This window comes from Gordonia sp. X0973 (genome assembly GCF_013348785.1).
In the GTDB taxonomy this organism is placed as follows: Bacteria; Actinomycetota; Actinomycetes; order Mycobacteriales; family Mycobacteriaceae; genus Gordonia.
This window is the reverse complement of record NZ_CP054691.1, coordinates 2,440,060-2,464,076: the sequence shown is the minus strand read 5'-3', so window position 1 is coordinate 2,464,076 and position 24,017 is coordinate 2,440,060. Positions and strand designations below refer to the sequence as shown.

At 69.5% G+C, this 24,017-nt stretch carries 24 protein-coding genes; 14 read left to right on the top strand and 10 right to left on the bottom strand.

Going from position 1 to position 24,017, the window contains the following annotated elements; all coding sequences use genetic code 11:
• Positions 1-8 precede the first annotated feature (8 nt).
• Positions 9-650, bottom strand: a complete 642-nt coding sequence (locus tag HUN08_RS12055) for an LON peptidase substrate-binding domain-containing protein (protein ID WP_301546699.1) — start codon at positions 648-650, stop codon at positions 9-11.
• Positions 651-710: 60 nt separating this feature from the next.
• Here HUN08_RS12055 and HUN08_RS12050 point away from each other — a divergent pair, with 60 nt between their 5' ends.
• Both HUN08_RS12050 and HUN08_RS12045 read left to right on the top strand, forming a co-directional pair.
• A complete protein-coding gene (locus tag HUN08_RS12050) occupies positions 711-956 on the top strand; it encodes a type II toxin-antitoxin system VapB family antitoxin (RefSeq protein WP_124247232.1) in 246 nt (81 codons plus the stop codon).
• On the top strand, positions 838-1,392 hold the full coding sequence (locus tag HUN08_RS12045; protein WP_367649919.1) for a type II toxin-antitoxin system VapC family toxin: 555 nt from the start codon (positions 838-840) through the stop codon (positions 1,390-1,392). Before HUN08_RS12050 ends, HUN08_RS12045 begins: the two co-directional genes overlap by 119 nt.
• Before the next feature lie 19 nt (positions 1,393-1,411).
• Here HUN08_RS12045 and HUN08_RS12040 read toward each other — a convergent pair whose 3' ends face one another.
• A complete protein-coding gene (locus HUN08_RS12040; RefSeq protein ID WP_124247234.1) occupies positions 1,412-1,825 on the bottom strand; it encodes a cupin domain-containing protein in 414 nt (137 codons plus the stop codon).
• 253 nt (positions 1,826-2,078) lie between these two features.
• Here HUN08_RS12040 and nrdF point away from each other — a divergent pair, with 253 nt between their 5' ends.
• Both nrdF and HUN08_RS12030 read left to right on the top strand, forming a co-directional pair.
• Complete coding sequence (nrdF, locus tag HUN08_RS12035; RefSeq protein WP_124247235.1) at positions 2,079-3,080, top strand: class 1b ribonucleoside-diphosphate reductase subunit beta; 1,002 nt, start codon at positions 2,079-2,081, stop codon at positions 3,078-3,080.
• Positions 3,080-4,447, top strand: coding sequence for a DUF2252 domain-containing protein (locus HUN08_RS12030; RefSeq protein WP_124247236.1), 1,368 nt, complete (start codon positions 3,080-3,082; stop codon positions 4,445-4,447). Before nrdF ends, HUN08_RS12030 begins: the two co-directional genes overlap by 1 nt.
• A 7-nt stretch (positions 4,448-4,454) precedes the next feature.
• Here HUN08_RS12030 and HUN08_RS12025 read toward each other — a convergent pair whose 3' ends face one another.
• Entirely contained in the window at positions 4,455-5,237 is a 783-nt protein-coding gene (locus HUN08_RS12025; RefSeq protein ID WP_124247237.1) for a hypothetical protein, read from the bottom strand.
• A complete protein-coding gene (locus tag HUN08_RS12020; RefSeq protein ID WP_124247238.1) occupies positions 5,237-8,197 on the bottom strand; it encodes a DEAD/DEAH box helicase in 2,961 nt (986 codons plus the stop codon). Before HUN08_RS12020 ends, HUN08_RS12025 begins: the two co-directional genes overlap by 1 nt.
• Before the next feature lie 57 nt (positions 8,198-8,254).
• Between HUN08_RS12020 and HUN08_RS12015 the strand changes: the two genes are divergently transcribed.
• Positions 8,255-8,773, top strand: coding sequence for a DinB family protein (locus HUN08_RS12015; RefSeq protein WP_124247239.1), 519 nt, complete (start codon positions 8,255-8,257; stop codon positions 8,771-8,773).
• Positions 8,774-8,795: 22 nt separating this feature from the next.
• Here the strand turns inward: HUN08_RS12015 and HUN08_RS12010 are convergent, their stop codons facing one another.
• Positions 8,796-9,728, bottom strand: a complete 933-nt coding sequence (locus HUN08_RS12010; protein ID WP_301546996.1) for an ABC transporter substrate-binding protein — start codon at positions 9,726-9,728, stop codon at positions 8,796-8,798.
• A 188-nt stretch (positions 9,729-9,916) separates the two neighbouring features.
• Between HUN08_RS12010 and ctaD the strand changes: the two genes are divergently transcribed.
• Genes ctaD through HUN08_RS11995 form a run of 3 tightly spaced genes read left to right on the top strand, consistent with a single transcriptional unit; the run spans position 9,917 to position 13,629 of the window.
• Positions 9,917-11,617, top strand: coding sequence for a cytochrome c oxidase subunit I (gene ctaD, locus HUN08_RS12005; RefSeq protein WP_124247241.1), 1,701 nt, complete (start codon positions 9,917-9,919; stop codon positions 11,615-11,617).
• 3 nt (positions 11,618-11,620) lie between these two features.
• Entirely contained in the window at positions 11,621-12,862 is a 1,242-nt protein-coding gene (gene serB, locus HUN08_RS12000; protein WP_124247242.1) for a phosphoserine phosphatase SerB, read from the top strand.
• On the top strand, positions 12,862-13,629 hold the full coding sequence (locus HUN08_RS11995; RefSeq protein WP_124247243.1) for a peptidyl-tRNA hydrolase: 768 nt from the start codon (positions 12,862-12,864) through the stop codon (positions 13,627-13,629). The genes serB and HUN08_RS11995 overlap by 1 nt, the downstream gene beginning before the upstream one ends.
• On the opposite strand, the gene HUN08_RS11990 is transcribed toward HUN08_RS11995, so the two are convergent.
• From HUN08_RS11990 to HUN08_RS11980, 3 genes are all read right to left on the bottom strand, one after another.
• Positions 13,598-14,326 (bottom strand): DUF1906 domain-containing protein, encoded by a 729-nt coding sequence (locus HUN08_RS11990; protein WP_124247244.1) that lies wholly within the window; start codon positions 14,324-14,326, stop codon positions 13,598-13,600. The genes HUN08_RS11995 and HUN08_RS11990 overlap by 32 nt on opposite strands.
• A complete protein-coding gene (locus HUN08_RS11985) occupies positions 14,317-15,069 on the bottom strand; it encodes a DUF1906 domain-containing protein (RefSeq protein WP_124247245.1) in 753 nt (250 codons plus the stop codon). Before HUN08_RS11985 ends, HUN08_RS11990 begins: the two co-directional genes overlap by 10 nt.
• 74 nt (positions 15,070-15,143) lie before the next feature.
• Positions 15,144-16,157, bottom strand: a complete 1,014-nt coding sequence (locus HUN08_RS11980; protein ID WP_301546697.1) for an LLM class flavin-dependent oxidoreductase — start codon at positions 16,155-16,157, stop codon at positions 15,144-15,146.
• A 64-nt stretch (positions 16,158-16,221) separates the two neighbouring features.
• Here HUN08_RS11980 and HUN08_RS11975 point away from each other — a divergent pair, with 64 nt between their 5' ends.
• Genes HUN08_RS11975 through HUN08_RS11965 form a run of 3 tightly spaced genes read left to right on the top strand, consistent with a single transcriptional unit; the run spans position 16,222 to position 18,648 of the window.
• Positions 16,222-17,091 (top strand): ABC transporter ATP-binding protein, encoded by an 870-nt coding sequence (locus tag HUN08_RS11975; protein WP_124247246.1) that lies wholly within the window; start codon positions 16,222-16,224, stop codon positions 17,089-17,091.
• Between the two features lie 17 nt (positions 17,092-17,108).
• Complete coding sequence (locus tag HUN08_RS11970) at positions 17,109-17,843, top strand: hypothetical protein (protein WP_174900923.1); 735 nt, start codon at positions 17,109-17,111, stop codon at positions 17,841-17,843.
• Positions 17,830-18,648 (top strand): NUDIX domain-containing protein, encoded by an 819-nt coding sequence (locus HUN08_RS11965; RefSeq protein WP_124247247.1) that lies wholly within the window; start codon positions 17,830-17,832, stop codon positions 18,646-18,648. Before HUN08_RS11970 ends, HUN08_RS11965 begins: the two co-directional genes overlap by 14 nt.
• Positions 18,649-18,666: 18 nt before the next feature.
• Here HUN08_RS11965 and ligD read toward each other — a convergent pair whose 3' ends face one another.
• Positions 18,667-19,626, bottom strand: a complete 960-nt coding sequence (gene ligD, locus HUN08_RS11960) for a non-homologous end-joining DNA ligase (protein WP_124247248.1) — start codon at positions 19,624-19,626, stop codon at positions 18,667-18,669.
• On the opposite strand from ligD, the gene HUN08_RS11955 reads away from it, so the two are divergent.
• Genes HUN08_RS11955 through HUN08_RS11945 form a run of 3 tightly spaced genes read left to right on the top strand, consistent with a single transcriptional unit; the run spans position 19,625 to position 22,634 of the window.
• Complete coding sequence (locus HUN08_RS11955) at positions 19,625-20,413, top strand: enoyl-CoA hydratase/isomerase family protein (protein ID WP_124247249.1); 789 nt, start codon at positions 19,625-19,627, stop codon at positions 20,411-20,413. The two genes, ligD and HUN08_RS11955, sit on opposite strands and share 2 nt — an antisense overlap.
• Before the next feature lie 36 nt (positions 20,414-20,449).
• Positions 20,450-21,424 (top strand): class I SAM-dependent methyltransferase, encoded by a 975-nt coding sequence (locus HUN08_RS11950; RefSeq protein ID WP_124247250.1) that lies wholly within the window; start codon positions 20,450-20,452, stop codon positions 21,422-21,424.
• Between the two features lie 19 nt (positions 21,425-21,443).
• A complete protein-coding gene (locus HUN08_RS11945; RefSeq protein WP_124247251.1) occupies positions 21,444-22,634 on the top strand; it encodes a class I SAM-dependent methyltransferase in 1,191 nt (396 codons plus the stop codon).
• Between the two features lie 24 nt (positions 22,635-22,658).
• Here the strand turns inward: HUN08_RS11945 and HUN08_RS11940 are convergent, their stop codons facing one another.
• Positions 22,659-23,954, bottom strand: a complete 1,296-nt coding sequence (locus HUN08_RS11940) for a pyrrolo-quinoline quinone (RefSeq protein ID WP_301546995.1) — start codon at positions 23,952-23,954, stop codon at positions 22,659-22,661.
• Positions 23,955-24,017: the final 63 nt, after the last annotated feature.

Genomic DNA, 24,017 nt, shown 5'->3' with positions numbered 1-24,017 from the left:
GTGCCACGTCATTCCTCCGGCCGCAGCACGTCGCGCAGCAGCGGTTCCACGTCGTCGACGGCGCGTGCCATGACGTCGATGCGGGCGATCGGGTCGGGGGCGGCGAGGATCCGGTAGCGGTCGAGTTCGGGTAGCGGCAAGGCTCCCGACTTCCCGAATGTGTACTCGGTCGGCTCCGCGTCGGCGGGTGGGCCGATGAAGCCCGGGTGGGATTTGCCCTCGCGCTGCGCGGCCTCGACGAACCAGTCCTGGATGGGGCTGAGCTGCTCCTCGAAGCGGACGAGTGCCCGGTCCCATTCCTCCGGTGTCCCCGACGGGCCGTCCGGCCACGGCTGCACGTCGGCCCGCGGATAGGGGTCGTCGGGGAGCCAGCCCGTCACGGTCAGCCGCTCGATGCCGCGGCAGGCGACCATGATGCGGCCATCCGGCAGGTCTTGGTGGGCGATGATCCGGGCGATCGTCCCGACGTCGCTGCGCTCGTCTCCGCCGCCGACTTCGCTGCCACGCGTGATGAGGACGACGCCGAACCGGCGGTCGCCGGCGAGCACGTCGGCGACCATCGCGCGATACCGCGGTTCGAACACGTTCAACTGCAGCGGCTCCCCGGGCAATAGGACGTGCTCGAGCGGGAACATCGGCATGGCCGTCATAGGACTAAGGCTACCGGTATTTCAAATACCGCTAACGGTATTCAGTGCTAAGCTGAGGAGGTGAAGACCAGTTTCGACTTGCCGGAGGCGCTGATGGCTGAGGTGCGTCGAGTCGCCAAGGCGGAGAACACGACGGCGAAATCCCTGGTGACCGAGGCACTGGTGGAGCTGCTCGAGCGATACTCCGATGAACGACGGGGCTACCGTCTCCCGGATGCCTCGGTCGGCGGCCGCGGTATGGCGCCGGAATTCGCGGATGTCGCGTGGTCGGAACTTCGCGCGGCGGCGTACGGCCCACGGGGCTAGCGTGCGTGCGGTCGACACCAACGTCCTCGTGTACGCACACCGGTCGGATTCTCCGTTCCACGACCGCGCCGCTTCCCTGATGCGCAACCTAGCCGAAGGGCGGGCGGCGTGGGCGATCCCGTGGCCCTGTCTCTATGAGTTCTACTCGGTGGTCACCAGCCCGAAGATCTACCTGCCGCCGAGCTCCACCGATCAGGCGCTGCGGCAGATCGACGCATGGCTCGGCTCGCCGTCGCTGCGTTTGCTCTCCGAGGGGGTCGAACACTGGACGGTGGCCCGCGAGGTCGTCGCCGCGAGTCGGACCGTCGGCCCGATGGTGCACGACGCGCGAATCGCCGCGCTGTGTCAGGCCAACGGTGTCGAGGAATTGATCACCCTCGACCGGGACTTCTCCCGTTTCGCCGGTCTGCCGACGACCGGGCTGCCCGAACTCTGAGCCCGACCGGAGGACGGCATCAGCGTTGCGCGGCGACCTGGGCAGCGTCGTAGACCTCGTCGGGAACGGGTTCGAGCCAGTCGGTGCCGGAGTGATCGGCCGAGGCGACGATCATCGCGACGTGCACGGCGAGGGTCTCTGCGGTCGCCCCGTGCCAGTGGTCGACACCCGGTTCACAGGTGACCGACTCGCCCGGTCGGGCCGCGATCACCGTGCCGTCGCGGGTGCCGACGAGGGCGATGCCCTCGATCACGTGCAGCGTCTGACCGTTCGGGTGCATATGCCAATTGGTGTGCGCACCCGGCATGAAATGGACGATGGCCGACGACAGGTACGGCGGCGCGGTCGGCGTTGCCATCGTCGTGACGTAGACGTCTCCGGTGAAGCGATCGGCCGGCCCCTTGCCGGTTGCGGAAATCGGGGTGAGTCGCATGGCGGCAGCAGTCCTCTCGGCGTCGGGGCTTTCTCGCACAGTATCCGCGAGGTGACCCGGGTGGCGAGGACTTGCGCCAGACGGTGCCGGGGGACGGCTCATCTGCTCGTTCCGACACGCCGGGGACCGACACGCCGAGAATCGCCGAGACACACCATCTTGTGGTGCCTTCCGGCGTCGGTCCCAAGAGGTAGTGTTGGGCCCATTCCCGATGAGGAATATCGAATTTCATTTTGCGAGCAACCGAGGTGTCATGTCTGCGACCGCCCACAGCCCTGCCGAAGGCGCACCGATCAAGCTGGTCAGCCGGGTCAGCGCGATCAACTGGAACCGCGTTCCCGACGAGAAGGACGCCGAGGTCTGGGACCGTCTGACCGGTAACTTCTGGCTGCCGGAGAAGGTGCCGGTGTCCAACGACATCCCGTCGTGGGGGACTCTCACCGAGTACGAGAAGCAGCTGACCATGCGGGTGTTCACCGGTCTGACGCTGCTCGACACCATTCAGGGCACGGTCGGCGCGGTCTCGCTGATCCCGGATGCGACGACCCCCCACGAGGAGGCGGTCCTCACCAACATCGCCTTCATGGAATCGGTCCACGCGAAGAGCTACAGCTCGATCTTCTCGACGCTCTGCTCGACCAAGGAGATCGACGAGGCGTTCCGCTGGTCGGAGGAGAACGAGAACCTCCAGCGCAAGGCGAATATCGTCATGGACTACTACCGGGGCGAGGACCCGCTCAAGCGCAAGGTCGCGTCGACCCTGCTGGAATCCTTCCTCTTCTACTCCGGCTTCTACCTGCCGATGTACTGGAGCAGTCGGGCGAAGCTCACCAACACGGCCGACCTGATCCGGCTGATCATCCGCGACGAGGCAGTGCACGGCTACTACATCGGCTACAAGTACCAGCGCGGCCTGGAGACCGAGACCGCGGAGCGCCGCGCCGAGCTGAAGGACTACACCTTCGAGCTGCTCTTCGACCTCTACGACAACGAGTCGGACTACACCGAGACGCTCTACGACGAGGTCGGCCTCACCGAGGACGTCAAGAAGTTCCTGCGCTACAACGCCAACAAGGCTCTGATGAACCTGGGCTACGAGGCGATGTTCCCGCGCGACGAGACCGACGTGAACCCGGCGATCCTCTCGGCCCTCTCGCCCAACGCCGACGAGAACCACGACTTCTTCTCCGGTTCGGGTAGCAGCTACGTCATCGGCAAGGCCGTGAATACCGAGGACGAAGACTGGGACTTCTGATGGCGGGGCCTTCCGTCGCGTCGCTGAACGAGCCGGGGACCGTCGACGGCAAGGCGCAGCGCAAAGTGCTGCCGCGTTCGGCGCTCGCGGTGTGGAAGCCCGAGCAGCGCCAGCAGGACCCGATCGCGACGATCCTCGGTCAGGAAGACATCCGCGACCCGTCGCTCTTGGCCATCCGACACGGTCGGATGGGGGCGTCGCCGTGGACGTTCTACCGGGGTGCCGCCGCGGTGATGGCCGCCGACCTGGGCGCGCAACCGCACAGCGGCATCATGGTGCAGATGTGCGGAGACGCCCACGTGCTGAACTTCGGATTGTGGAACACCCCGGAGCGCAGCCTCGCCTTCGACCTCCGCGACTTCGACGAAACCCTGCCCGGCCCGTTCGAATGGGATGTGAAACGGTTCCTGACCAGCCTCGTCGTTCTCTCGCGGGAGAACGGGCTGCGCGACAAGGACACCCGGAAGGCGGTCCGAGCGGGCTACCGCGGCTATCGCAAATGGATTGCCGAATACGCCACCTGGCCCGAACTCGACATCTGGTACGACATCGTCCGCTCCGACCGCCTCGTGAAATACACCAAGCGCGACGACGACATGCAGACCGACGAGATCCTCGAGAAGCGGGCGGCCAAGCGGACCAGCAGAGCCGCCTTCGACAAGATGACGGCGGTGAAGGACGGCCGCCGGCTGATCGTCGAGAAGCCGCCGTACCGGACGCACGCGCTCAGCGAATACGCCGAGCAACTGGACACGATCATCGCGCAATACCGCTCGTCGGTATCCGACCAGCTCAAGTCCCTGTGGGATCACTTCGACATCGTCGACGTGGTGCAGCAGGTGGTCGGCGTCGGCAGCGTCGGCATGCGCGTATTCCTGGCCCTCTCGGAGGAGCGGCGCACGGGTGATCCGATGTTCATGCAGGTCAAGCAGGCCGGACCGTCGGTGTACGAGCCCTACCTGGGTGCCAGCCGCTACGCCGAGCACGGGCAGCGCGTGGTCAACGGCCAGCGGCTGATCCAGAGCGCCTCCGACGCCTTCCTCGGATGGACGTCGGTGGCCGGCGACGAGGGACGGCACGACTACTACGTCCGCCAATTCCGCGACGGCAAGGTGATCCCCGACGGGGCGCAGATCGCCCCGCACCTGTCCTCCTTCGCGCACGCCTGCGGGCACGTGTTGGCCCGGGCGCACGCGCGTAGCGGCGATGTGGCCGCGATCGACGACTACCTGGGTTCGTCGGACAAGGTTGCCGACGCGTTCACCGACTACGCCTTCGCCTACGACGCGCAGAACGCCCGCGACCACGCCATGCTGGCGCAGGCGATCGAGGACGGCCGGGTCGCGGCGGAACCCGGCTGGCCCTGATCGCCGGTCAGTCGCGCCGGGTGATCCGGTCGTAGAGCGCCGCCAGTTCGTCGGTGGCCTCGGGGACGTCGTCGGCGGCGATGCCGGTGGCACGCAACGCGCGGCGCAGCATCGGGGCCTCGAATCGCGTGAACGGATTGAAGTCGGGGAGGACGGGCACCGCGGGATAGTCGGCGGTGTCGCCGAAGAAATCATCGACCACGATCGGCTCGCCGCCGTCATCCGCGAGGGATCCCGGTCGGTCAGCGCCCTCGTCGCCGGTCGCCGGCGCCCCCGCGTTGGCGATGTCGAGCAGTCGGCCCAGCGGTGCGCCCATGACGGTCAGCAGGACCCCGGGGTCCCGGTCGATCATCGCGGCCACCTCGAATGCCGTCGCCAACACGTGGATGCAGGTGTCGTCGATCGGGCAGGTGCAGGCGAATGCCGCATCGGCCGCCTCGGTCGGTGCGACGAATTCCAGCAGGCCCGACGGCTGTTCGCCGCGCGCAACCGCGGTCAGATCGGCCAGCCCGCCAGAGCCCCGGAGGAGGTCGGCGACCGTGCGCGGGTCGACGGTGCGCAACTTGATGGTGACGGTGAACGGGTCGAGCTGGCTGCCCGTCACCGACGCCATCACCCGTCCCGGGTCGAGGGTCAGGGAGTGGACGTGGCGGTCGCGAAAGTAGGTGCGCGCCTTGGTGATCCGCCGGGTCTGCGCCATATCGACCCCGAAGGCGCGCAGGAACGCCGCACCCCACGGTGTGATCGCGTACGACCGCGGTGGCGCGCGATGGGGCTTCGCGGGGGCCACTACTCGCTCACCGCCTCGTCGCGCAGGGCGAGCAAGTCGAAGACGGCCTCGTCGGCGAGATCGGCCAACCAACTCTCCCCGGCGCGCACGGTCAGCGCCGACAACTCGCGCTTGGCGGCGATCATCTCGTCGATCCGCTCCTCGAGGGTGCCGACGCAGACGAATTTGCGGACCTGCACGTGCTGCTCCTGGCCGATCCGATAGGCCCGGTCGGTGGCCTGATCCTCGACCGCCGGATTCCACCAGCGGTCGACGTGTACCACCTGATTGGCCGCGGTCAGGTTGAGCCCGGTCCCGCCGGCCTTGAGCGTGGCGAGCATCAGCGGCGGCCCGCCCCCGTCCTGGAAGTCGGCGACGAGGCGGTCGCGCTCGGCGCGCGGGAGTCCGCCGTGCAGCACGGGAACCGGGGCGTCGAGCAGCGTGGACAGCCACGGCCGCAGGAGGTGGGCGAACTCGGCGAACTGGGTGAACACCAGCATCCGGTCGCCCTCGTCCGCCGCGGTCGACGCGAGATCGGCCAGCAACTCGACCTTGCCCGAGCGGTGCGCCGACTTGTCGAGGATCGACGACCCGTCCGCCAGGTAGTGCGCCGGATGGTTGCAGACCTGTTTGAGTCGGGTCAACGCGGCCAGCACGGTGCGCCGCCGCAGGGTGCGCTGCTGCTTGTCGGCGAGTGCGGCCATCAGCTCGTCGACGATCGCCCGGTAGAGCGCCGCCTGTTCGACGGTCAGGTTGGCGCGCACCACCAACTCGGTCTTGGCGGGCAGGCCGTCGACGATGTCGGGATCGGTCTTGGTCCGCCGCAGGATGAACGGGCGGGTGATCGCCCGCAACCGCGCCGCGGTGCCCTGATCGCGCTCCCGTTCGATCGGCTCGGCGAAACGGGCCTTGAAGGTCGACGGCGAACCGAGCATTCCGGGGTTGACCAGGTCGACGACGGCCCGCAGGTCTTCCAGGCGGTTCTCCACGGGCGTCCCGGTCAGGGCGAGGCGGTGGCGCGCGTCGATTGCGCGGAGCGCCGACGCGGCGGCGGTGGCGACGTTCTTCACGTGCTGCGCCTCGTCGACGACGAGGCGCCGCCACGGTTTCCCCGCGACGCGGGCCAGCAGGGCGCGGTCGCGGGTGGCGATGGCGAATGTCGTGAGGACGACGTCGGCGGCCTGCGCCTCCCGGTGGAAGTCGTCGCCGCGCAATCGGTCCGGGCCGTGGTGGACCAGGACGCGCAGGTGCGGGGCGAATCGGTCGAGTTCGCGGGCCCAGTTGCCTACCAGCGACATCGGGCAGACGACCAGCGTCGGCCGCGTGGGAGAGTTCTCGCGCTCGTGGCACAGCAGGGCGATGACCTGGACGGTCTTGCCGAGCCCCATGTCGTCGGCGAGGACTCCGCCGATCCGTTGCGCAGACAACTGCACCAACCAGTCCAGTCCGCGACGCTGATAGGGGCGCAGGGTCGCCGCCAGTCGCGTCGGCGCGCCGATCCCCGGCGGGTGCGGGACGCGGCCGGCGGCCATGTCGTCGAGCCAGCCGAGGCCGGGTGCCGCCGTCACCGGAACGGGCGTCGGCTCGTCGGCGACCCCGGCGATCAGGGCGAGTAGCTCGCGCATCGCGACCGCCGGATCGGTGTGGTCCGCGTCGCGGCGCTCCAGGATGAAGCGGGCCGCGCGGCTCAGCGCGGAGTTCTCGGCGAGGACCCACACGCCCCGCAGTCGCACCAGGTCGCCCTGTTGACGGGCGAGGCTGTCGAGGTCGCCCTGGGTGAGTTGCGGAGCACCGGGGGCATCGCCGAGGGCCAGCCGCCACTCGAATTCGGCGAGGTCGTCGGCGCTGACGATCGCGGCCCGTCCGGTGTTGGTGGCGACCGGCCGGGCGTGGGCGTGCAGCGTCGGGCGCACCGTCGCGATGCTGCGCGGCAACAGCACGGTGAAACCGGCGTCGCGCAGGCTCGCCGCGCCCGACATGAGGAATGCCTCGGCCTCGACGGTGCTGAGCAGATAGTCCAGCGAATGCACATCCGTGCCGACCGCACGCAGGCCGGGGTGGGCCGCGAGCGCGTCGGCGAGGCTGGCCGCCACCTCGTCGAGTTCGGTTCCGCCGAGGCGCTGGGGGACCACCGCGGCGATCGCCCCGGTGGCGTCGCGCCGACACACCTGCAGACGCCACGGCGGCTCGGCGGTCACGGCACGGGCCGGCTGGTCGGGGTCGGGCTCCTCGGGGAGGTGGAGCCGGAAGACGACGACGGGTTCACCCGACGCGGCGCTCACCGACCACTCGCGCCACGCGGTCAGGGCCGCCGGTCCGCGCTCGCCCGGGAGCGGCCGGGGATCGTCGACCAGGTCGGGCAGCAAGGTTCCCGCCCCGCCCCGGTCGAGCCGGTCGCGGCACAGCGCGTCGGTCATCTCGGCGACGAAGTCGGCGACCGCGGAGTTGCGGCCGCCGGGGCGGGGGTCGTTGCGGGCCACCGCCTCCGGGGTGCGGTCGAGCACGGCCGCGAGCCAACTGCGCCACGTCGAGCCGTATTCGGCGGCCACGAGTTGCCACCGCAACAGGTGCTCGCCGTCGACGGCGGCGACGGCGGGGGCCACGGCACCGGCGTCGCAGGCGGCGGCGATCCCCGCGAGCAGGTGCCGGTAGTAGCGCAGCTCCCCGCCTACCCCGGCGGGGGCCGACTCGTCGAGTCGGGTGAGCAACGCCAAGGTCGAGGTCCGGCCCAGCACGACGCTGCGGCGCAGCACCCGACGCCCGTCCGGGCCGATCACCGGCAGCGTGCGGCGAAACGCTCGGTCGGCCAGGATCTCGGCCGTGCCGGCCGGCACCTCGGCCGCTGTCAGCGGGGGCGGATCGGCGTCGGCCGGCTCGTGTGAGCGCCACAGGCTCAGCCCGATCCCGGGATGCCACAGAGCGCGCAACACCGCGCCACCGGGTGTCCCGGTGCGCTCGTCTGCGGTGGCCGCGGCCGTCATGCCGCCACTGTATCGGCGCACCCCGACGGCTGATTCGCGTGCGGCTACGCTGGCGCCATGGCCACGGACAACAAGGACTGGAGCGTCTTCGCGCAGAAGCGTTGCGACGAATGCGGTTTCGATGCTTCGACGGTTCCGCGCGCCGCCATCGCCGCGACGGCCCTGGGCAACGCCGAGGACTGGTCGCGGTTCCTGCGCGGACCGGCGGAGGACGTGCGGGCCCGGCCGGAGCCGAACGTCTGGTCGGCCCTGGAATACGGCGCCCACGTCCGCGACATGACGCGGCTGTTCACGGACCGCGTCGAGGCGATCCTCGCCACCGATTCACCCGAGTTCCCGGGGTGGGACCAGGAGGCGGCCGCGATCGCGGCGCGCTACGACCAGATGGATCCGGCGATCGTCGCCGAGGAGGTGTCCGCGGACACGGCGCGGCTCGCCCGCGTCATCGACGGGATCGCCGACGACGGTTGGGACCGCTCCGGCACGCGCGACGGGCGCCCGTTCACCGCGGAATACCTGCTGCGCTACCTACTGCACGACATCAACCACCACTGGTACGACGTGGCGGGAAAGTAGGTCGCCGGGGGAGTAGGTCGTCTCAGTACTGCGACGAGTCGCCGTGCAGCGACTTCTTCAGGTCCTTGAGGACCAGGCCCGCGGCGGCCAAGCCGGGATTGCGGTACCAGACCTCGTCGTTGACGCTCAACACGCGCTTCCAGGTCGGGGCGCCCATGTCCAGCCACCGGTCGCTCAGCAGCACCGACTTGCCGTGGTCGATGCCACCCGGCTCGAAGCTGACATAGATGAGGTCGCCGTCGGCCGCGGTGAAGTTGTCCGAGTCGACCTTCAGCGGGCCGGGCTGGCGCTGGTGGGGCGGGCGTTGCACGCCGACCATCGTGAGGATCTGGCCGGCGAAGCTGTCGGTTCCCGGGATCGTCTCCGCATCGGGGCCGAACCGCACCAGCGAGACCTGTGAGTGGGCAGCGTCCAGACGCGCCCCCAAGGCGGTGGCGTCGGCGTGGAAGGCCGCCAGCAGTCGGTCCGCCGATACCGGACGGCCGACGGCCGCGCCCACCGCCTTGAAGGTGTCCTCCCAGCCGTTGGCGTCGACCGTCACGGAGCGGGCCGGGCCGAACGCGCCCGCCGACTTCGCGGTCGCGGGGGTGGTCAGGACCAGGTCGGCGCCGGCCTTCGCGACCGCATCGCGGCTGGGATCGGTGCCGATGGCCGGAACGGCGCCCAACTGCGGACCGAGATAGGCCGGAACGGAGCCAGGGGCGGCCGTGACCGCGACGACCTTGTCACCCATCCCCAGGGCGCACAGCGCGTCGAGCAGGGAGACGTCGGTGACGACGATCCGGCTCGACTCGACCCGGCGCGTGTCGGCCGGGCCCGGCGCGCCGCAGGTCTGGGAGTAGTCGCGGTCCGGATTGACGAGGTTGACCTCCGCGATCCGAGTGGTCGACGTCGAGATCGGGTGGCCGCTCGGGTCGCGCAGGACCGTGTCTTCGGTCCCGCACGCGGACAGCAGGCAGAGCCCTAGTCCTGCGACGACGGCGGTCGTGCCGGTGTGGCGGAGGAATGCGTGCACGTCTAGAACGCTAGCACCGCGTCTTGGACGTCCCGTTCCAGACAAGTACGACACTTCGTAGGACCCCTGGCGCGGGAGGCCCCGGGAGGGTTTAGGATGAGGCTAATGCCCGCCCTCGAGGAGGAATTGTGACCGCGGTTGATCAGCCCACCACACAGGTAGTGGCCCCGGTACGCCCGTACCCGGAGACCTACCAGCCCAAGGGCTCTTTCATCTACAAGATGCTGACGACGACCGATCACAAGCTGATCGGGATGATGTACATCGTCGCCTGCTTCGTGTTCTTCCTGATCGGCGGCCTGATGGCGCTGCTGATGCGCGGCGAACTCGCCCACCCGGGCTTGCAGTTCCTCTCCAACGAGCAGTTCAACCAGCTGTTCACCATGCACGGCACGGTGATGTTGCTGATGTACGCGACGCCGATCGTCATCGGGTTCGCGAACTTCGTGCTGCCGTTGCAGATCGGCGCCCCCGACGTCGCCTTCCCGCGGTTGAACGCCTTCGGCTTCTGGCTCTTCGTCTTCGGCTCGACCGTCGCCCTCGCGGGCTTCCTGACCCCCGGCGGTGCCGCCGACTTCGGCTGGACCGCCTACACCCCGCTGACCAACGAGATCCACTCGCCCGGCGTCGGCGCCGACCTGTGGATCATGGGCCTGGGCGTCGGTGGTCTGGGCACCATCCTCGGCGCGGTCAACATGGTCACCACCGTCGTCTGTCTGCGCGCCCCCGGCATGACGATGTTCCGCATGCCGATCTTCACCTGGAACATCACCGTCACCAGCATCCTGATCCTGCTGATCTTCCCGCTGCTGACCGCCGCCCTGCTCGGCGTCGAGGTCGACCGCGCCTTCGGCGCCCACCTGTTCGACCCCGCCAACGGCGGCGTGATCCTGTGGCAGCACCTGTTCTGGTTCTTCGGGCACCCCGAGGTCTACGTCATCGCGCTGCCGTTCTTCGGCATCGTCTCCGAGGTGTTCCCGGTGTTCGCCCGCAAGCCGCTGTTCGGCTACACCGGCCTGGTGTACGCGACCCTGTCGATCGCGGCCCTCTCGGTCGCGGTGTGGGCGCACCATATGTTCGTGACCGGCGCGGTGCTGTTGCCGTTCTTCTCGTTCATGACCTTCCTCATCGCCGTTCCGACCGGTCTGAAGTTCTTCAACTGGATCGGCACCATGTGGAAGGGGAAGATGACCTTCGAGACGCCGATGCTCTTCGCGGTCGGCTTCATCGTGACCTTCCTCTTCGGCGGCCTGACCGGTGTGCTGCTCGCCAGCCCGCCGCTGGACTTCCACCTGTCCGACAGCTACTTCGTCGTGGCCCACTTCCACTACGTGCTGTTCGGCACCATCGTGTTCGCCACCTACTCGGGCATCTACTTCTGGTTCCCGAAGATGACCGGGCGCATGCTCGACGAAGGCCTCGGCAAGATCCACTTCTGGCTGACCTTCATCGGCTTCCACCTGACCTTCCTGGTCCAGCACTGGCTGGGCAACCAGGGCATGCCGCGCCGCTACGCCGACTACCTGCCGTCGGACGGCTTCACCATGCTCAACATGGTCTCGACGGCCGGTGCGCTCGTGCTCGGCCTGTCGACCCTGCCGTTCCTGTGGAACGTCTTCCGCAGCTACCGCTACGGCGAGGTCGTCACGGTCGACGATCCGTGGGGCTTCGGCAACTCGCTGGAGTGGGCCACCTCCTGCCCGCCGCCGCGGCACAACTTCACCGAGCTGCCCCGGATCCGTTCCGAGCGCCCGGCGTTCGAGCTGCACTACCCGCACATGATCGAGCGGATGCGCGCGGAGGCCCACGCGGGCTCCGGCGGTCACTGACAGGTGGGGCAGCCGGGTACGCCCTCGGTCCTCATCACCGTCAGCGGCCCCGATCGACCAGGTGTCACCTCGGTCCTGATGGGCGTGCTCGCCCAGGCCGGTGTCGAGTTGCTCGACGTCGAGCAGGTCGTCATCCGCGGCCGACTGACGCTCGGGGTGCTCGTCGCGGCCGTGCGTGACGTCGAGGACCTCACCGACCGTGTCGACGAGGCGATCGCCGCGGCCGGGCTGATCGCGGAGGGGTTCGCGGTCCACGTCGAAGCCGGTTCCAACGCCGTCGGACAGGCCCCGTCGACCCACGCCGTCGTGGTCCTCGGCAGCCCGGTCACCGCGCGGGCCTTCCAGAATCTGGCGGCCGCCCTGGCCGCCCAGGGGGCCAACATCGACTCCATCCGCGGGGTGGCGGACTATCCGGTGACCGGCCTGGAGCTGATGGTCAGCGCTCCGGCGGACACGCCGTTCGCCGATACCCTGCTCCGGGAGGCCCTGGCCGGGGTCGCCGCCGACCACGAAATCGATGTCGCGGTGGAGCGGGCCGGAATCGCGCGACGGGCCAAGCGGCTGGTCGTCTTCGACGTCGACTCGACGCTGATCCAGGGCGAGGTCATCGAAATGCTCGCGGCCCGGGCCGGCCGCGAGGCCGAGGTGGCCGCGGTCACCGAGGCGGCCATGCGCGGCGAGATCGATTTCGAGGAGTCGCTGCACCGGCGCGTCGCGGCCCTGGCCGGACTCGACGCCGCCGTGATCGCCGACGTCGCGCAGTCGCTCGAGTTGACCCCGGGGGCGCGCACCACCATCCGCACGCTGCACCGCCTCGGATACCGCTGCGGGGTCGTTTCCGGTGGATTCGAGCAGGTCATCGAGCCATTGGCCCGTGAACTCTCCCTGGACTTCATGCGGGCGAACACGTTGGAGATCGTCGACGGGAAGTTGACCGGCCGGGTCACCGGAACCGTCGTCGACCGACCGGGCAAGGCCGTCGCGCTGCGCGCCTTCGCCGACGAGGCGGGCGTCCCGATGGAGCAGACCGTCGCCGTCGGCGACGGTGCGAACGACATCGACATGCTCGGCGCGGCCGGACTCGGGATCGCGTTCAACGCGAAACCCGCGCTGCGCGACGTCGCCGACACCGCGCTGAACCACCCCTTCCTCGACGCGGTGCTGTTCATCCTCGGCGTCACCCGCGAGGAGATCGAGGCGGCCGACGCGGTCGACGGCACGCTGCGCCGCGTCCCACTGGACTGATGCATACCCCCTCGCGCGAGGCGATCGCCGCGAATCACGCGCGTCTCGCCGGGTATCTCGATGCCCCGCACCGCGACGACCCCGAAGACCCCGCACAGGTCTGGGCCATGCAGATGGTGCTGCGGGTGGAGAAGTCCGACCCGCCGCAACGGCACGGGTTGCTCGTCGCCGCCGCCCGATCGGCCGTGCTGGTCTGTCTCGACGAGCGCAGCGCACCGGGCGGTCCGTGGGCCGCGGCGATGGACGCCTGGTGTGACGCGCGGATCCGCAAGATCGCCCGTCGGGCGCGCGGTGCCCAATGGACCGCGGCGCAGCAGGTGTGGGGGGTGACCGCATCCGCCGACGAGCAGGCCCGCGCCTATGTCCCGACGATGATGGGCCAGGTGGATCAGCGGGTGCGCAAACTGCAGATCGAGGGGACCGACGTACCGGGGGAGTTGCCCGCCGAACCCGGCGAGTCCGAATCCGGGCCGGCGCTGTGCCTGTGGGTCAACCCGGGTCTGGCGATGACCGTCGGGAAGACGGCGGCACAGGTGGGGCACGCATCGATGCTCGGGGCGGCGCTGCTCTCCGTCGACGAGGCGCTGGCCTGGTATCGGGCCGGGTGCCCGCTTCAGGTGTGCCAGCCGACGCCGGCGCGGTGGGGTGAGCTACTCGGTGCCGAGGGGCATGGCCGGGCGATCGCCGTGCGCGACGCGGGATTCACCGAGATCGCCCCCGGTTCCGTCACGGTTATCACCACTGCCCGTAATTGGGCTGCAGGATGATGTTGCGGTCGATGCCGATCCCGGCGATCCGGCGCTCCCCGGGGAGTTGGTGGATATGGGCGAGCGGATGGACCAACCCGCGCGGGGTGCCCCAATCGTGCTGCCAATACCAGGAGGCCAGGCCGCCGGCCATCGCCCACGTGAGGGTCTGGGCATTGCCGTAGACACCGGTGCGACCCGGTCCGATCACCGACTGCCAGCCGCGCAGATAGGGTGCGATCTGCTTGAGGAACTGGTCGAAGGACGGATTGGCGTCGATCGAGGCGTAGATCGGCGCGTTCGGGGGACCGCCGGCGGCACGGTGCTTGGCGGCGCCGATGCGCGCGTGGTGCACGCCGGCCTGGAAGCCGCCGATCCAATCGTTCTTGGCGTATTGGTAGCACGAGACGATCGTCAGACCGGCCCGCCGCAGGTTTTTGGCCTCCGCCGCGGTGATGGGTTTGGCCTTCATCCACCGGTCGGCGGGGAGACGGCCCGATACGTAGCGGATGGCGCCCAGGTAGCCGGCGGCGCGGATCGCGGTGGCGGGCGGGACGGCGGCCGAGTAGTCGCACAGCGCGCCGAAGTTGGCCGAACCGCTCGAGGAGCCGAAGGACCCGGAGTCCGAGCCGTCGGCATGGGCGGTGGCGGCGCCGAGGCAGACCGCCGCACCGGCGCCGGCCGCGGTGGTCAGAAAGCTCCTGCGGTTCAGGTCCATTGGCCGTACTGCGGCTTGAGAATGGTGTTCACGTCGACCTCGACCCCGCCGATGCGCTTCTGGCCGGGGATCTGGTGTAGGTGGGCGGACGGGTGCAGGTATCCCTTGGGGGTACCCCAGTCATGCTGCCAGAACCACGTGCCGAGCCCCGCGTCGACGGCCCATTGGATCGTCGGCGCATTCGCGTAGATCCCGGTGCGCTGCGCGCCGATCACCGATTGCCATCCCTCGATATAGGGGGCGATCTTGGCGGTGAACTGGGTTTTGCTCGGGTTGTCGTCGATCGAGGCGTAGATCGGCGCATCCGATGGCCCGCCGGCCTCGGTGTGCAGTTCGACGGCGCGCTTCGCGTGCTTCACACCGGCGTCGAAGCCGCCCAGCCAATCGGCGGTCTTGGCCTTGCCGTACTGGTAACAGGAGACGACGGTGAGTCCGAATGCGCGCATCTCGACCGACTCGACCGCGGTCAGCGGCTTGGCCTTCATGTTCTCGGCGCCGGGGCGGCGATCGGAGACGTACCGCACCACGCCGAGGTGGCCGGCCGCGCGGATCGCGAGGGGGGAGGGCACCGATTTGGAGTAGTCGAGGAGGGTCCCGTAGCTGGTTCCCGCGGCCAAGGTCGGCGGCAGGGCGGGGGCGCTCGGCGCGGCGCCGACTCGGCTGGCGCTGAACATCGTCGCGGCACCGGCGCCGGCAGCGCCGGCGACCATGGTGGCCAGGAACTGGCGACGGTTGAACGACATTTCACAACCGTAACTTCAACCTCACCAGTCCCACCAGGATTGTTGGCGGTCGGTGACCCGATCGCGACCTGCGCTTAACCCTTATCGGGTGCGAGGTTGACGAAGGTCTGGAACCACACCGTCCGGTCGGGTGCGAAGGAGCCGACGATCAACTCGTCGGCATCGGCGTGGTCGGCGAACTCCCGCAGCTTGCGGCGCACCTCGTCGGGTGTGCCCGTCGCCGCGTAGCGCATCATCTCGTCGACCTGCCGTCCGACCGGGGAGTCGAACAACTGCTCGGCCTCCTCGTCGGTGAGCTTGCGGTGATGGGCGACCAGGTGCTTGATGCGGTCGCGCTTGGCCTCGTGGAGTTGCCGTCGCGCGAAGTCGACGTCGTCGATCGCGATCGCGGTGACCCCGGCGATGACGTGGGGCTCGCTGAACCCGCCGTCGGGCAGCGGTGCCGGTCGGAACTCGCTGCGATAGAGCGCGACGGCCTCGGTCAGGGCCTGCGGCGCGAAGTGCGACGCGAAGGCGTACGGCAGGCCGAGCGCCGCGGCCAGCTGCGCGCCGAACAATGACGAGCCGAGGATGTACAGGTCGACGTTCGTGCCCGCTCCCGGGGTGGCCCGGACACCGGCCACCCGTGACTCGTCGCGCAAGTAGGCCTGTAGTTCCAGGACGTCGCACGGGAACTGCTCGGCCGCCTGGTGGGTGCGGCGCAAGGCGGCGAAGGTCGCCTGATCGCCGCCGGGGGCCCGCCCAAGACCCAGGTCGATGCGGCCAGGGTAAAGCTCGGCGAGGGTGCCGTACTGCTCGGCGATCGTCAGCGGTGAGTGGTTGGGCAACATGACGCCGCCGGCACCGAGGCGGATGTGCTCGGTATGGGCCGCCATGTGGGCGATCAGCACCGCGGGGGCGGCCGACGCGATGGCCGACATGTTGTGGTGCTCGGCGTACCAGATGCGGCGATAGCCCGCGGTATCGGCGAACCGCGCCAGACGCGTCGAGTGCGCCAGGCTCTCGCGAACCGTCTCGTCGCGGCCCACCTGGGCGAGGTCGAGGATGGACAGCGGCACATCAGTGGAGGTCAGGTTGTCGTCGGGCACGTCTAGTGCAGCGACGCGGGGAGGCGGGCTATTCCCGGGCCGCGACGTCCGGCACCATGGGGGAGTGACTGCCGATCTCCCCGCCGACGATCCACGACCGTTCGATCCCACGCCGCCCGATCCGGACCTCCTGCTCGACTTCCGCGGCGTCTCCCTGGTCCGCGATCAGAACACCCTCGTCGGCCCGGTCGACTGGCAGGTCGAGCTCGATGAGCGGTGGGTGGTCCTGGGGCCCAACGGCGCGGGTAAGACCTCGCTGCTGTCGATGGCCGCCGCCCGCGTCCACCCGTCGTCGGGGACGGCCTTCGTCCTCGGCGAGCAGCTCGGGCGGGTGGAACTGCGGGAGCTGACGACGCGGGTCGGGATGACCGGCGGCAAGGAGGTCGAACGGATTCCCGCCGACGAGCGGGTGGAGGATCTCGTCGTCTCGGCCGGGTATTCGGTGCTCGGCCGGTGGCGCGAGGATTACGAGACGGTGGACCGCGAGCAGGCGGTGAACACCCTGGAATCGCTGGGCGCCGAGCATCTCGCCGGGCGCACCTACGGCACCTTGTCCGAGGGGGAGCGCAAGCGGGTGCAGATCGCGCGCGCTCTCATGACCGATCCGGAACTGCTCCTGCTCGACGAGCCGGCGGCTGGCCTGGACCTGGGCGGTCGGGAGGAACTCGTCGACCGTCTCGGACGACTGGCCCTCGACCCCGACGCACCGGCGTTGGTCCTGATCACTCACCACCCCGAGGAGATCCCACCCGGGTTCAGCCACGCCCTGCTCCTCTCGGAGGGCGGGGTCGTCGCCCAGGGTCTCCTGTCCGACGTCCTGACCGCGCAGAACCTCTCGGCCGCGTTCCACCAGCAGATCGCGCTCGACGTCATCGACGGCCGTTACTTCGCCCGCCGCGCCCGTCGCCCCGGCGGGCACCGTCGGGCGGAGTGAGGCGTAACCTACGCGACATGACAGCAGGTCCCGGTTCACCGCAGCCGTACGGTCAGCAGCAGCCTCCCCAACACGGCCAACAGCCCTACGGTCAGCAGCCCTATGGCCAACAACCCTATGGACAGCAGCCGTACGGCCAGCAACAGTACGGTCCGTCGCCGTATGGTCAACAGCCCTATGGTCAGCAGCCCTACGGCCAGCCGTACACGGAGCAGGCGCGGAAATCGTCGAATACGGCGTGGATCATCGCCGCGGTGGTGGGCGGAGTCGTCTTGCTCGCCGCGGTGGTCGGCATCGTGATCGCGGCCTTCGCCTCCGCGCCGCACGACGACGAGACCGTGCCGCCGATTGCGGAGCAGTCGACGTCGCAGTCGGACTCGCCGTGGACCTCCGAGTCCACTCCGGAGTCGACGCCCGAGTCGACGCCGGAGCCGACCCAGGCGGCGGGCGTTGCCTGCACCATGGGCGACGACTACAAGGCGAAGCGCGACTCGGGGGCGCTGTGGCAGACCCTGCCGAACAACGACTTCAACCAGACGGCCCTGTCGGCCTTCCTGTATCTGCTGACCGACCAGTGCATGGCCGGCCAGTTCTCGCCCGGCGACACCGCGAAGTACGACGCCCAGGCGCGGGAATACGAACGCAAGTTCTTGGCGCAGCAGCCGCTGGGCACCGATGTGACGATCAAGGGGTCGTCGCGGACCTTCCGTTACAACGGCACCACGGGAGCGGGCGGCTATGAGCCCAACTGACTCGGCGCCCGTGCCGCTGCGCGACGCGTCGACGGTGGTGTTGGTGCGCGACGGTGCCGACGGCATCGACGTCTTCCTGCAGCGTCGCGTGAAGGAGATGGCTTTCGCCGGCGGGATGACGGTGTTCCCCGGCGGGGGTGTCGACGAGCGCGACGCCGACGCCGATCTGGCCTGGATCGGTCCCGACGCGCAGTGGTGGGCCGATCACTTCTCGACCTCGCCGATCGGCGCACAGAAGCTGGTGTGCGCCGCGGTCCGCGAAACCTTCGAGGAGTGCGGCGTTCTCCTGGTGACCCGCACCGATGGCGCGCCCGCCGACATCGCGGCGCTCATGCCGGCCCGCGGCGCGCTGGAGAGCAAGGAGATCTCCTTCGCGCAGTTCCTGCGCGAGAACGACCTGGCGTTGCGTGCCGATCTGATGCGGCCGCTGGCGCACTGGATCACGCCGAAGATCGAGAAGCGGCGCTATGACACCCGGTTCTTCCTCGCCGAGCTCCCCCAGGGGCAGGACGCCGACGCGGAGACCTCGGAAGTCGAAGAGGCGCAATGGTATTCGGCGTCGGCGGCGTTGGCCGACTGGTCGGCGGGCAAGCATTTCCTGCTGCCGCCGACGTGGTCGCAGCTGCGCGACCTGGCCGCCTACGCGACGGTCGCCGAGCTGTTCGCGGCGAACCGCGACATCAAACCGATCGAGCCGGGGACGCCCAACGATGACTTCGAGGGGCTGCGGTTCACCCACGCCGACGAGTACTTCGCGTCGATGGACCCGCAGGCCAGGGAACTGTTCTTCAAGCACACGCCCTAGCGGGCGACCGCCGACAGATCAATCCAGCCCGTCGCGGTCGGCCCACTCCAGCAGGGTGTCGATGCGGTAGGCGACGTCGTCTATCTCCGCGTGCAGATCACCGATCCGCGCGAACCGCGACGGCATCGTCGCGATGGTGAAGTCGTCGGGCACGACCTCGTCGATCTCGGCCCAGGTCACCGGAGCCGACACGGTGGCCCGCGGGTTCCCGCGCACCGAGTAGGCCGCGGCCATCGTGTGATCGCGGGTGTTCTGGTTGAAATCGAGGAAGACCGACGTCGGGTCGCGGTCCTTGCGCCACCACACCGTCGTCGCATCGTCGGGTAGTCGCCGTTCCACCTCGCGGGCGAAGGCGAGCGCGGCGCGGCGCACGTCGGCGAATCCCCACTCCGGCTCGATCCGGATGTACACGTGCAGGCCGTGGCCGCCCGAGGTCTTCGGGAAGCCGCGGATACCGAGCTCGTCGAGTACCTCGTGGACCCCGCCGGCGACCCGGCGCACACGGTCGAAGGGGCAGTCGGGCATCGGGTCGAGGTCGATGCGCCACTCGTCGGGCTTCTCCACGTCGAAGCGGCGCGAGTTCCACGGATGGAACTCCACGGTGGACATCTGCACCGCCCAGATCACGTCGGCGGCGCCGGTGGGGCACAACTCGTCGGCGGTGCGCCCGTAGCGCGGGAAATAGATCTCGGTGGTCTCGATCCAGTCGGGCGCGCCGGCGGGCAGCCGCTTCTGGTGCACCTTGGGGCCGGTGACCCCTTTGGGGAAGCGGTGCAGCATCGTCGGACGGTCGCGCAGGGCGCGGACGATCCCATCGGCGACCGACAGGTAGTACCGCGCGAGGTCGAGTTTCGTCTCGCCGCGGTCGGGGAAATAGACGCGGTCCGCACTGGACAACTCCACGACGCGGCCGTCGACGTCGATGGGAATCCGGTCGCTGCGATCAGCCACCCGACCAGCGTATAGGGTTGGGGGCATGGCTGAGTTCGTCACTTTGGAAACCTCGGAAGACCACCCCGGCGTCGGCACGATCGCGCTGAACCGGCCGCCGATGAACGCCCTCAACCGCCAGCTGCAGACCGAGCTGGTGGCCGCGGCGCAGGAGGCGTCGATGCGCGACGACATCAAGGCCGTCGTCGTGTACGGGGGGCCGAAGGTGCTGGCCGCGGGCGCCGACATCAAAGAGATGAACGACATGACCTTCGCCGAGATGAACAAGGTGGCGGGCAAGCTGCAGGACGGGTTGGGCGCCATCGCGGCGATCCCCAAGCCGACGGTCGCGGCGATCACCGGCTATGCCCTCGGCGGCGGCCTGGAGGTCGCGCTGGGTGCCGATCGCCGGATCGCCGGTGACAATGCGAAGCTCGGCGTGCCCGAGGTGCTGCTCGGGGTGATCCCGGGCGGCGGCGGCACCCAGCGCCTGGCGCGTCTCGTCGGGCCCGCGAAGGCCAAGGACATGATCTTCACCGGCCGCTTCGTCGGTGCGGAAGAGGCGCTGGCCATCGGGCTCGTCGACGAGGTCGTCGCCCCCGACGAGGTGTACAACGCGGCGCTGCGATGGGCCGGTCAATTCGCCAACGCCGCCTCCGTCGCACTCGCCGCGGGCAAGGCCGCGGTCGACCGCGGGCTCGACGTCGACCTCACCACCGGCCTGGCGATCGAGGCGCAATTGTTCGCCGCTCTCTTCGCCACCGACGACCGTCGGATCGGCATGGAATCCTTCGTCGAGAACGGCCCGGGTAAGGCGAAGTTTACCGGCAAGTAGGATAGCCGGGTCAGTCGTCACAACCTCGGAGCAAGTATGACCACGAACACCCCGCAGTCCGATCCGGCGCCGAATCCGCACGCCACCGAGGAGCAGGTGAAAGCCGCTCTGCAGGACACCAAGCTCGCCCAGGTGCTGTACCACGACTGGGAGGCGGAGACCTACGACGACAAGTGGTCGATCTCCTACGACGAGCGCTGCATCGACTACGCGCGCGGCAGGTTCGACGCGATCGTCCCCGACGCCAAGCTGCCCTACGAGCGGGCGATGGAACTCGGCTGCGGCACGGGCTTCTTCCTGCTCAACCTGATGCAGTCGGGTGTCGCGAAGAAGGGGTCGGTCACCGACCTCTCGCCTGGCATGGTCAAGGTCGCGCTGCGCAACGCGGAGAACCTGGGCCTCGACGTGGACGGCCGGGTGGCCGACGCCGAGAAGATCCCGTACGAGGACAACACCTTCGACCTGGTCGTCGGCCACGCCGTGCTGCACCACATCCCCGACGTGGAGCTGTCGCTGCGCGAGGTGCTGCGCGTGCTGAAGCCGGGTGGCCGATTCGTCTTCGCCGGTGAGCCCTCGACCATCGGTGACTTCTACGCGCGGTGGCTCTCGCGGGCGACCTGGTTCGCGACGACCAACATCACCAAGTTCGGCCCGCTCAACGGCTGGCGGCGCCCGCAGGAGGAACTCGACGAGTCCTCGCGCGCGGCCGCGCTGGAGGCCGTCGTCGACATCCACACCTTCGATCCCGACGACCTCGCCGGTATCGCGCGCAAGGCCGGAGCGGCCAACGTCGACACCGCCACCGAGGAATTCTCCGCCGCGATGCTCGGCTGGCCCGTCCGCACCTTCGAGGCCGCGGTGCCGCCGGAGAAGCTGGGCTGGGGCTGGGCGCGGTTCGCGTTCGGCGGCTGGCGCAGCCTGAGCTGGCTCGACGACAACGTGCTCCGCAAGGTCGTGCCGCCGAAGTTCTTCTACAACGTCATGGTGACCGGCACCAAGCCGGCCGCGTGACCATCGTCGCGATCCCGCGGTGATCACCACCGACGACGTCGCGTTTCTGCGTTCGCGCCTCGGCGTCAAAGCGCTGGAGAACGCTTCCGCGCTGGAACTCAAGCCGGACACCCTGATCGGTGACGTCGCAGCGCTGCGGGCCCGCTACGGCGAGCGGGCGCCGGCCTTGGCCGAGACCGTCCACTGTCGTCGCCGGGCTGCGGGCAGGCTGGTCGATCCGCAGCACTGGCTGCTCACCGACGAGGCGTTGCAGCAGGCGACGGCTTCGGTGGTCGCGGCTGCCCGGGCCGCCGAGATCGCCCGGCGGTTTCCCGGCGCGGTGGTCCACGACGTCACCTGCTCGGTCGGCGCGGAACTGGTGGAACTGGCCGCGGCCGACGGCATCGGCGCGGTCATCGGCTCCGACCTCGACCCGGTGCGCCTGGCGATGGCCGCGCACAACGTCGACGGTGCGACCCTGCTGCGCGCCGACGCGCTGACCCCGGTGTCGACCGCCGATGTGCTGTTGGCCGATCCGGCCCGTCGGCGCGGCGGCTCCCGCACCTTCCGCATCGAGGACCTGTCGCCACCGCTGCTCGACGTCCTCACCACCTACGCCGGCCGCCCGCTCGCGGTGAAATGCGCGCCCGGGTTGGACTACGGGACGTTGCGCGCCCGCTTCGGCTTCGACGGCCAGGTGCAGATCACCTCGCTCGACGGCTGGGTGCGCGAGGCCTGCCTGTGGACCGAACTCGACGACGGCATCTCCCAGCGCGCGACGGTGCTGCGCACGTCGGGCGGGGCGGTGCGCACCGAGGAGGTCACCGACCGCGATCCCGACGACACCCGCGTCGGTCCGTCCGGACGGTGGATCGTCGACCCGGACGGCGCGATCGTGCGCGCCGGCCTCGTCCGGCACTGGGCGACCCGGCACGGGCTGTGGCAGCTCGACCCCAAGATCGCCTACCTCACCGGTGACTCGATTCCGCCGGGGGAGCGCGGGTTCGCCGTGCTGGAACAGGTGCCGATGAAGGAGAAGGCGCTGCGCAAGGCGCTCGCCGACCGTGACTGCGGCAGCCTGGAGATCCTGGTCCGCGGGGTCGACGTCGATCCCGATCAACTCCGCAAGCGCCTGCGGCTCAAGGGGAAGGCCCCGCTGGCGCTGGTGATCACCCGCATCGGGTCGCGGGGCGTCGCCTTCGTGTGCGAAACCGGCGTGCGCGCCGACTAGCACTCGATAGCGTCCCGACTCCGGCTACTTCCCGATCTCCGCCTTGGAGTCGAAGAAGTACACCTTGCCGATATTGGTGGCGACGGCGATCTGGCCCTTCGGCGACACCGCGACGCCGGTCGTGAACCCCTTCGCGTCCGGCAGGGGCAGGGTCCGCAGGGTCTTGCCGTCCTCGGCGGAGACCTCGGTGAGGGCCAGGCCGTCGTCGGCGGTGCGGACGACCGTCCAGGCCGTTCCGGCGTTGGTGAGGGTCGAGAGGCTGACCGTCTTCAGGTCGGTCCGGTTCCACACCTGTTCGGCGCGGTCACCGCGGTCGGCGAGCATCCGCAACGGGCCGCCGAGCGGTCCGGTCGGGATGATCTTGCCGTCGGGAGTGGCGGTCAGCGTGGCGAAGCCGGGATCGCCGTAGTCGAAGGTCCACTTCGTCTTGCCGGTGTCCGCGTGCAGGGCGACCAGCTTGCCCAGGCGGCTGAACGCGTAGACGGTGGTGCCGTCCGCGGAGACGGTGGCCGGTCCGACGACCCCGCCCGGGATGTCGGCGTGCCAGGCCTCGCGGACCTCGCGACGGCCGTTGACCTCGCCATAGTCCAGGGCCCGGATCTGCGAGGCGATGGCCCCCTGCGGCCAGAAGTTCAGGAACAGGCGCTGACGATCGAAGTCGACGGCGGCCGGGGCGGGAATCCCGCACCGTGGTCCGCTCACGAGGCAGTCGGCGAAACCGGCCATCGCGTCGTCCGGGTTGGCGTCGGCCCGCAGCCGGACCTCGGGGGCGGCGAACGTCGAATCCTGGGTGTTGAGCAGCAGGATCTGCCCCTGGGTGGTGGCGACGAGCACCACCGACGGTGCCACGAACTTCGCCGACGTCGGCACGCCGATGACCGGCATCCGCCAGCGGATGACGCCGCCCGCGGTCCAGCCGAGGAAGGAGGTCTCCTCGCCGACGTAGACCTGGTCGAACTGGTCGATGAGCGGGGCCTGCACCTCGATGCCCGGACGCATCCGCTTGCAGTAGTTCATCCGGCCGGCGCGCTGGTCGAGGACCAGCCAGTTGCACCCGTCGGCCGTGTTCGACGTGACGCTGACGTTGGACTGGTTGGAGATCGTCAACGGGGAGGTGACGGGGCCGCCGGTCGGACGGGTCCAGCTGAGCGCGAGGTCCTTCGGCACGTCGGGATAGGCGAAGTTGGTGTTGCCAGCGTTGCCGCCGAAGCTCGACCAACCCGGGCTGGCCAGCGACTTCACCTGAACCTGTCCGTCGGAGCAGGATGCCAGTGCGAGTGCCGTCGCCGCCACGGTCGCCACGGCGGCCGCGGCGCGCATCGTCGAGGTGGCTGCTCGCAACATTCGGTGCTCCTTCTGCGGATCCGGCCCGGCGGAAGATCC

Excerpts from the sequence above, each read along its gene's own strand:
- HUN08_RS12055 (WP_301546699.1), bottom strand. The coding sequence starts at position 650 with ATGACGGCCATGCCGATGTTCCCGCTCGAGCACGTCCTATTGCCCGGG.
- HUN08_RS12045 (WP_367649919.1), top strand. The coding sequence starts at position 838 with ATGAACGACGGGGCTACCGTCTCCCGGATGCCTCGGTCGGCGGCCGCG.
- HUN08_RS12040 (WP_124247234.1), bottom strand. The coding sequence starts at position 1,825 with ATGCGACTCACCCCGATTTCCGCAACCGGCAAGGGGCCGGCCGATCGC.
- nrdF (WP_124247235.1), top strand. The coding sequence starts at position 2,079 with ATGTCTGCGACCGCCCACAGCCCTGCCGAAGGCGCACCGATCAAGCTG.
- HUN08_RS12030 (WP_124247236.1), top strand. The coding sequence starts at position 3,080 with ATGGCGGGGCCTTCCGTCGCGTCGCTGAACGAGCCGGGGACCGTCGAC.
- HUN08_RS12020 (WP_124247238.1), bottom strand. The coding sequence starts at position 8,197 with ATGACGGCCGCGGCCACCGCAGACGAGCGCACCGGGACACCCGGTGGC.
- HUN08_RS12015 (WP_124247239.1), top strand. The coding sequence starts at position 8,255 with ATGGCCACGGACAACAAGGACTGGAGCGTCTTCGCGCAGAAGCGTTGC.
- HUN08_RS11995 (WP_124247243.1), top strand. The coding sequence starts at position 12,862 with ATGCATACCCCCTCGCGCGAGGCGATCGCCGCGAATCACGCGCGTCTC.
- HUN08_RS11990 (WP_124247244.1), bottom strand. The coding sequence starts at position 14,326 with ATGGACCTGAACCGCAGGAGCTTTCTGACCACCGCGGCCGGCGCCGGT.
- HUN08_RS11985 (WP_124247245.1), bottom strand. The coding sequence starts at position 15,069 with ATGTCGTTCAACCGTCGCCAGTTCCTGGCCACCATGGTCGCCGGCGCT.
- HUN08_RS11970 (WP_174900923.1), top strand. The coding sequence starts at position 17,109 with ATGACAGCAGGTCCCGGTTCACCGCAGCCGTACGGTCAGCAGCAGCCT.
- HUN08_RS11965 (WP_124247247.1), top strand. The coding sequence starts at position 17,830 with ATGAGCCCAACTGACTCGGCGCCCGTGCCGCTGCGCGACGCGTCGACG.
- HUN08_RS11955 (WP_124247249.1), top strand. The coding sequence starts at position 19,625 with ATGGCTGAGTTCGTCACTTTGGAAACCTCGGAAGACCACCCCGGCGTC.
- ligD (WP_124247248.1), bottom strand. The coding sequence starts at position 19,626 with ATGCCCCCAACCCTATACGCTGGTCGGGTGGCTGATCGCAGCGACCGG.
- HUN08_RS11950 (WP_124247250.1), top strand. The coding sequence starts at position 20,450 with ATGACCACGAACACCCCGCAGTCCGATCCGGCGCCGAATCCGCACGCC.
- HUN08_RS11940 (WP_301546995.1), bottom strand. The coding sequence starts at position 23,954 with ATGCGCGCCGCGGCCGCCGTGGCGACCGTGGCGGCGACGGCACTCGCA.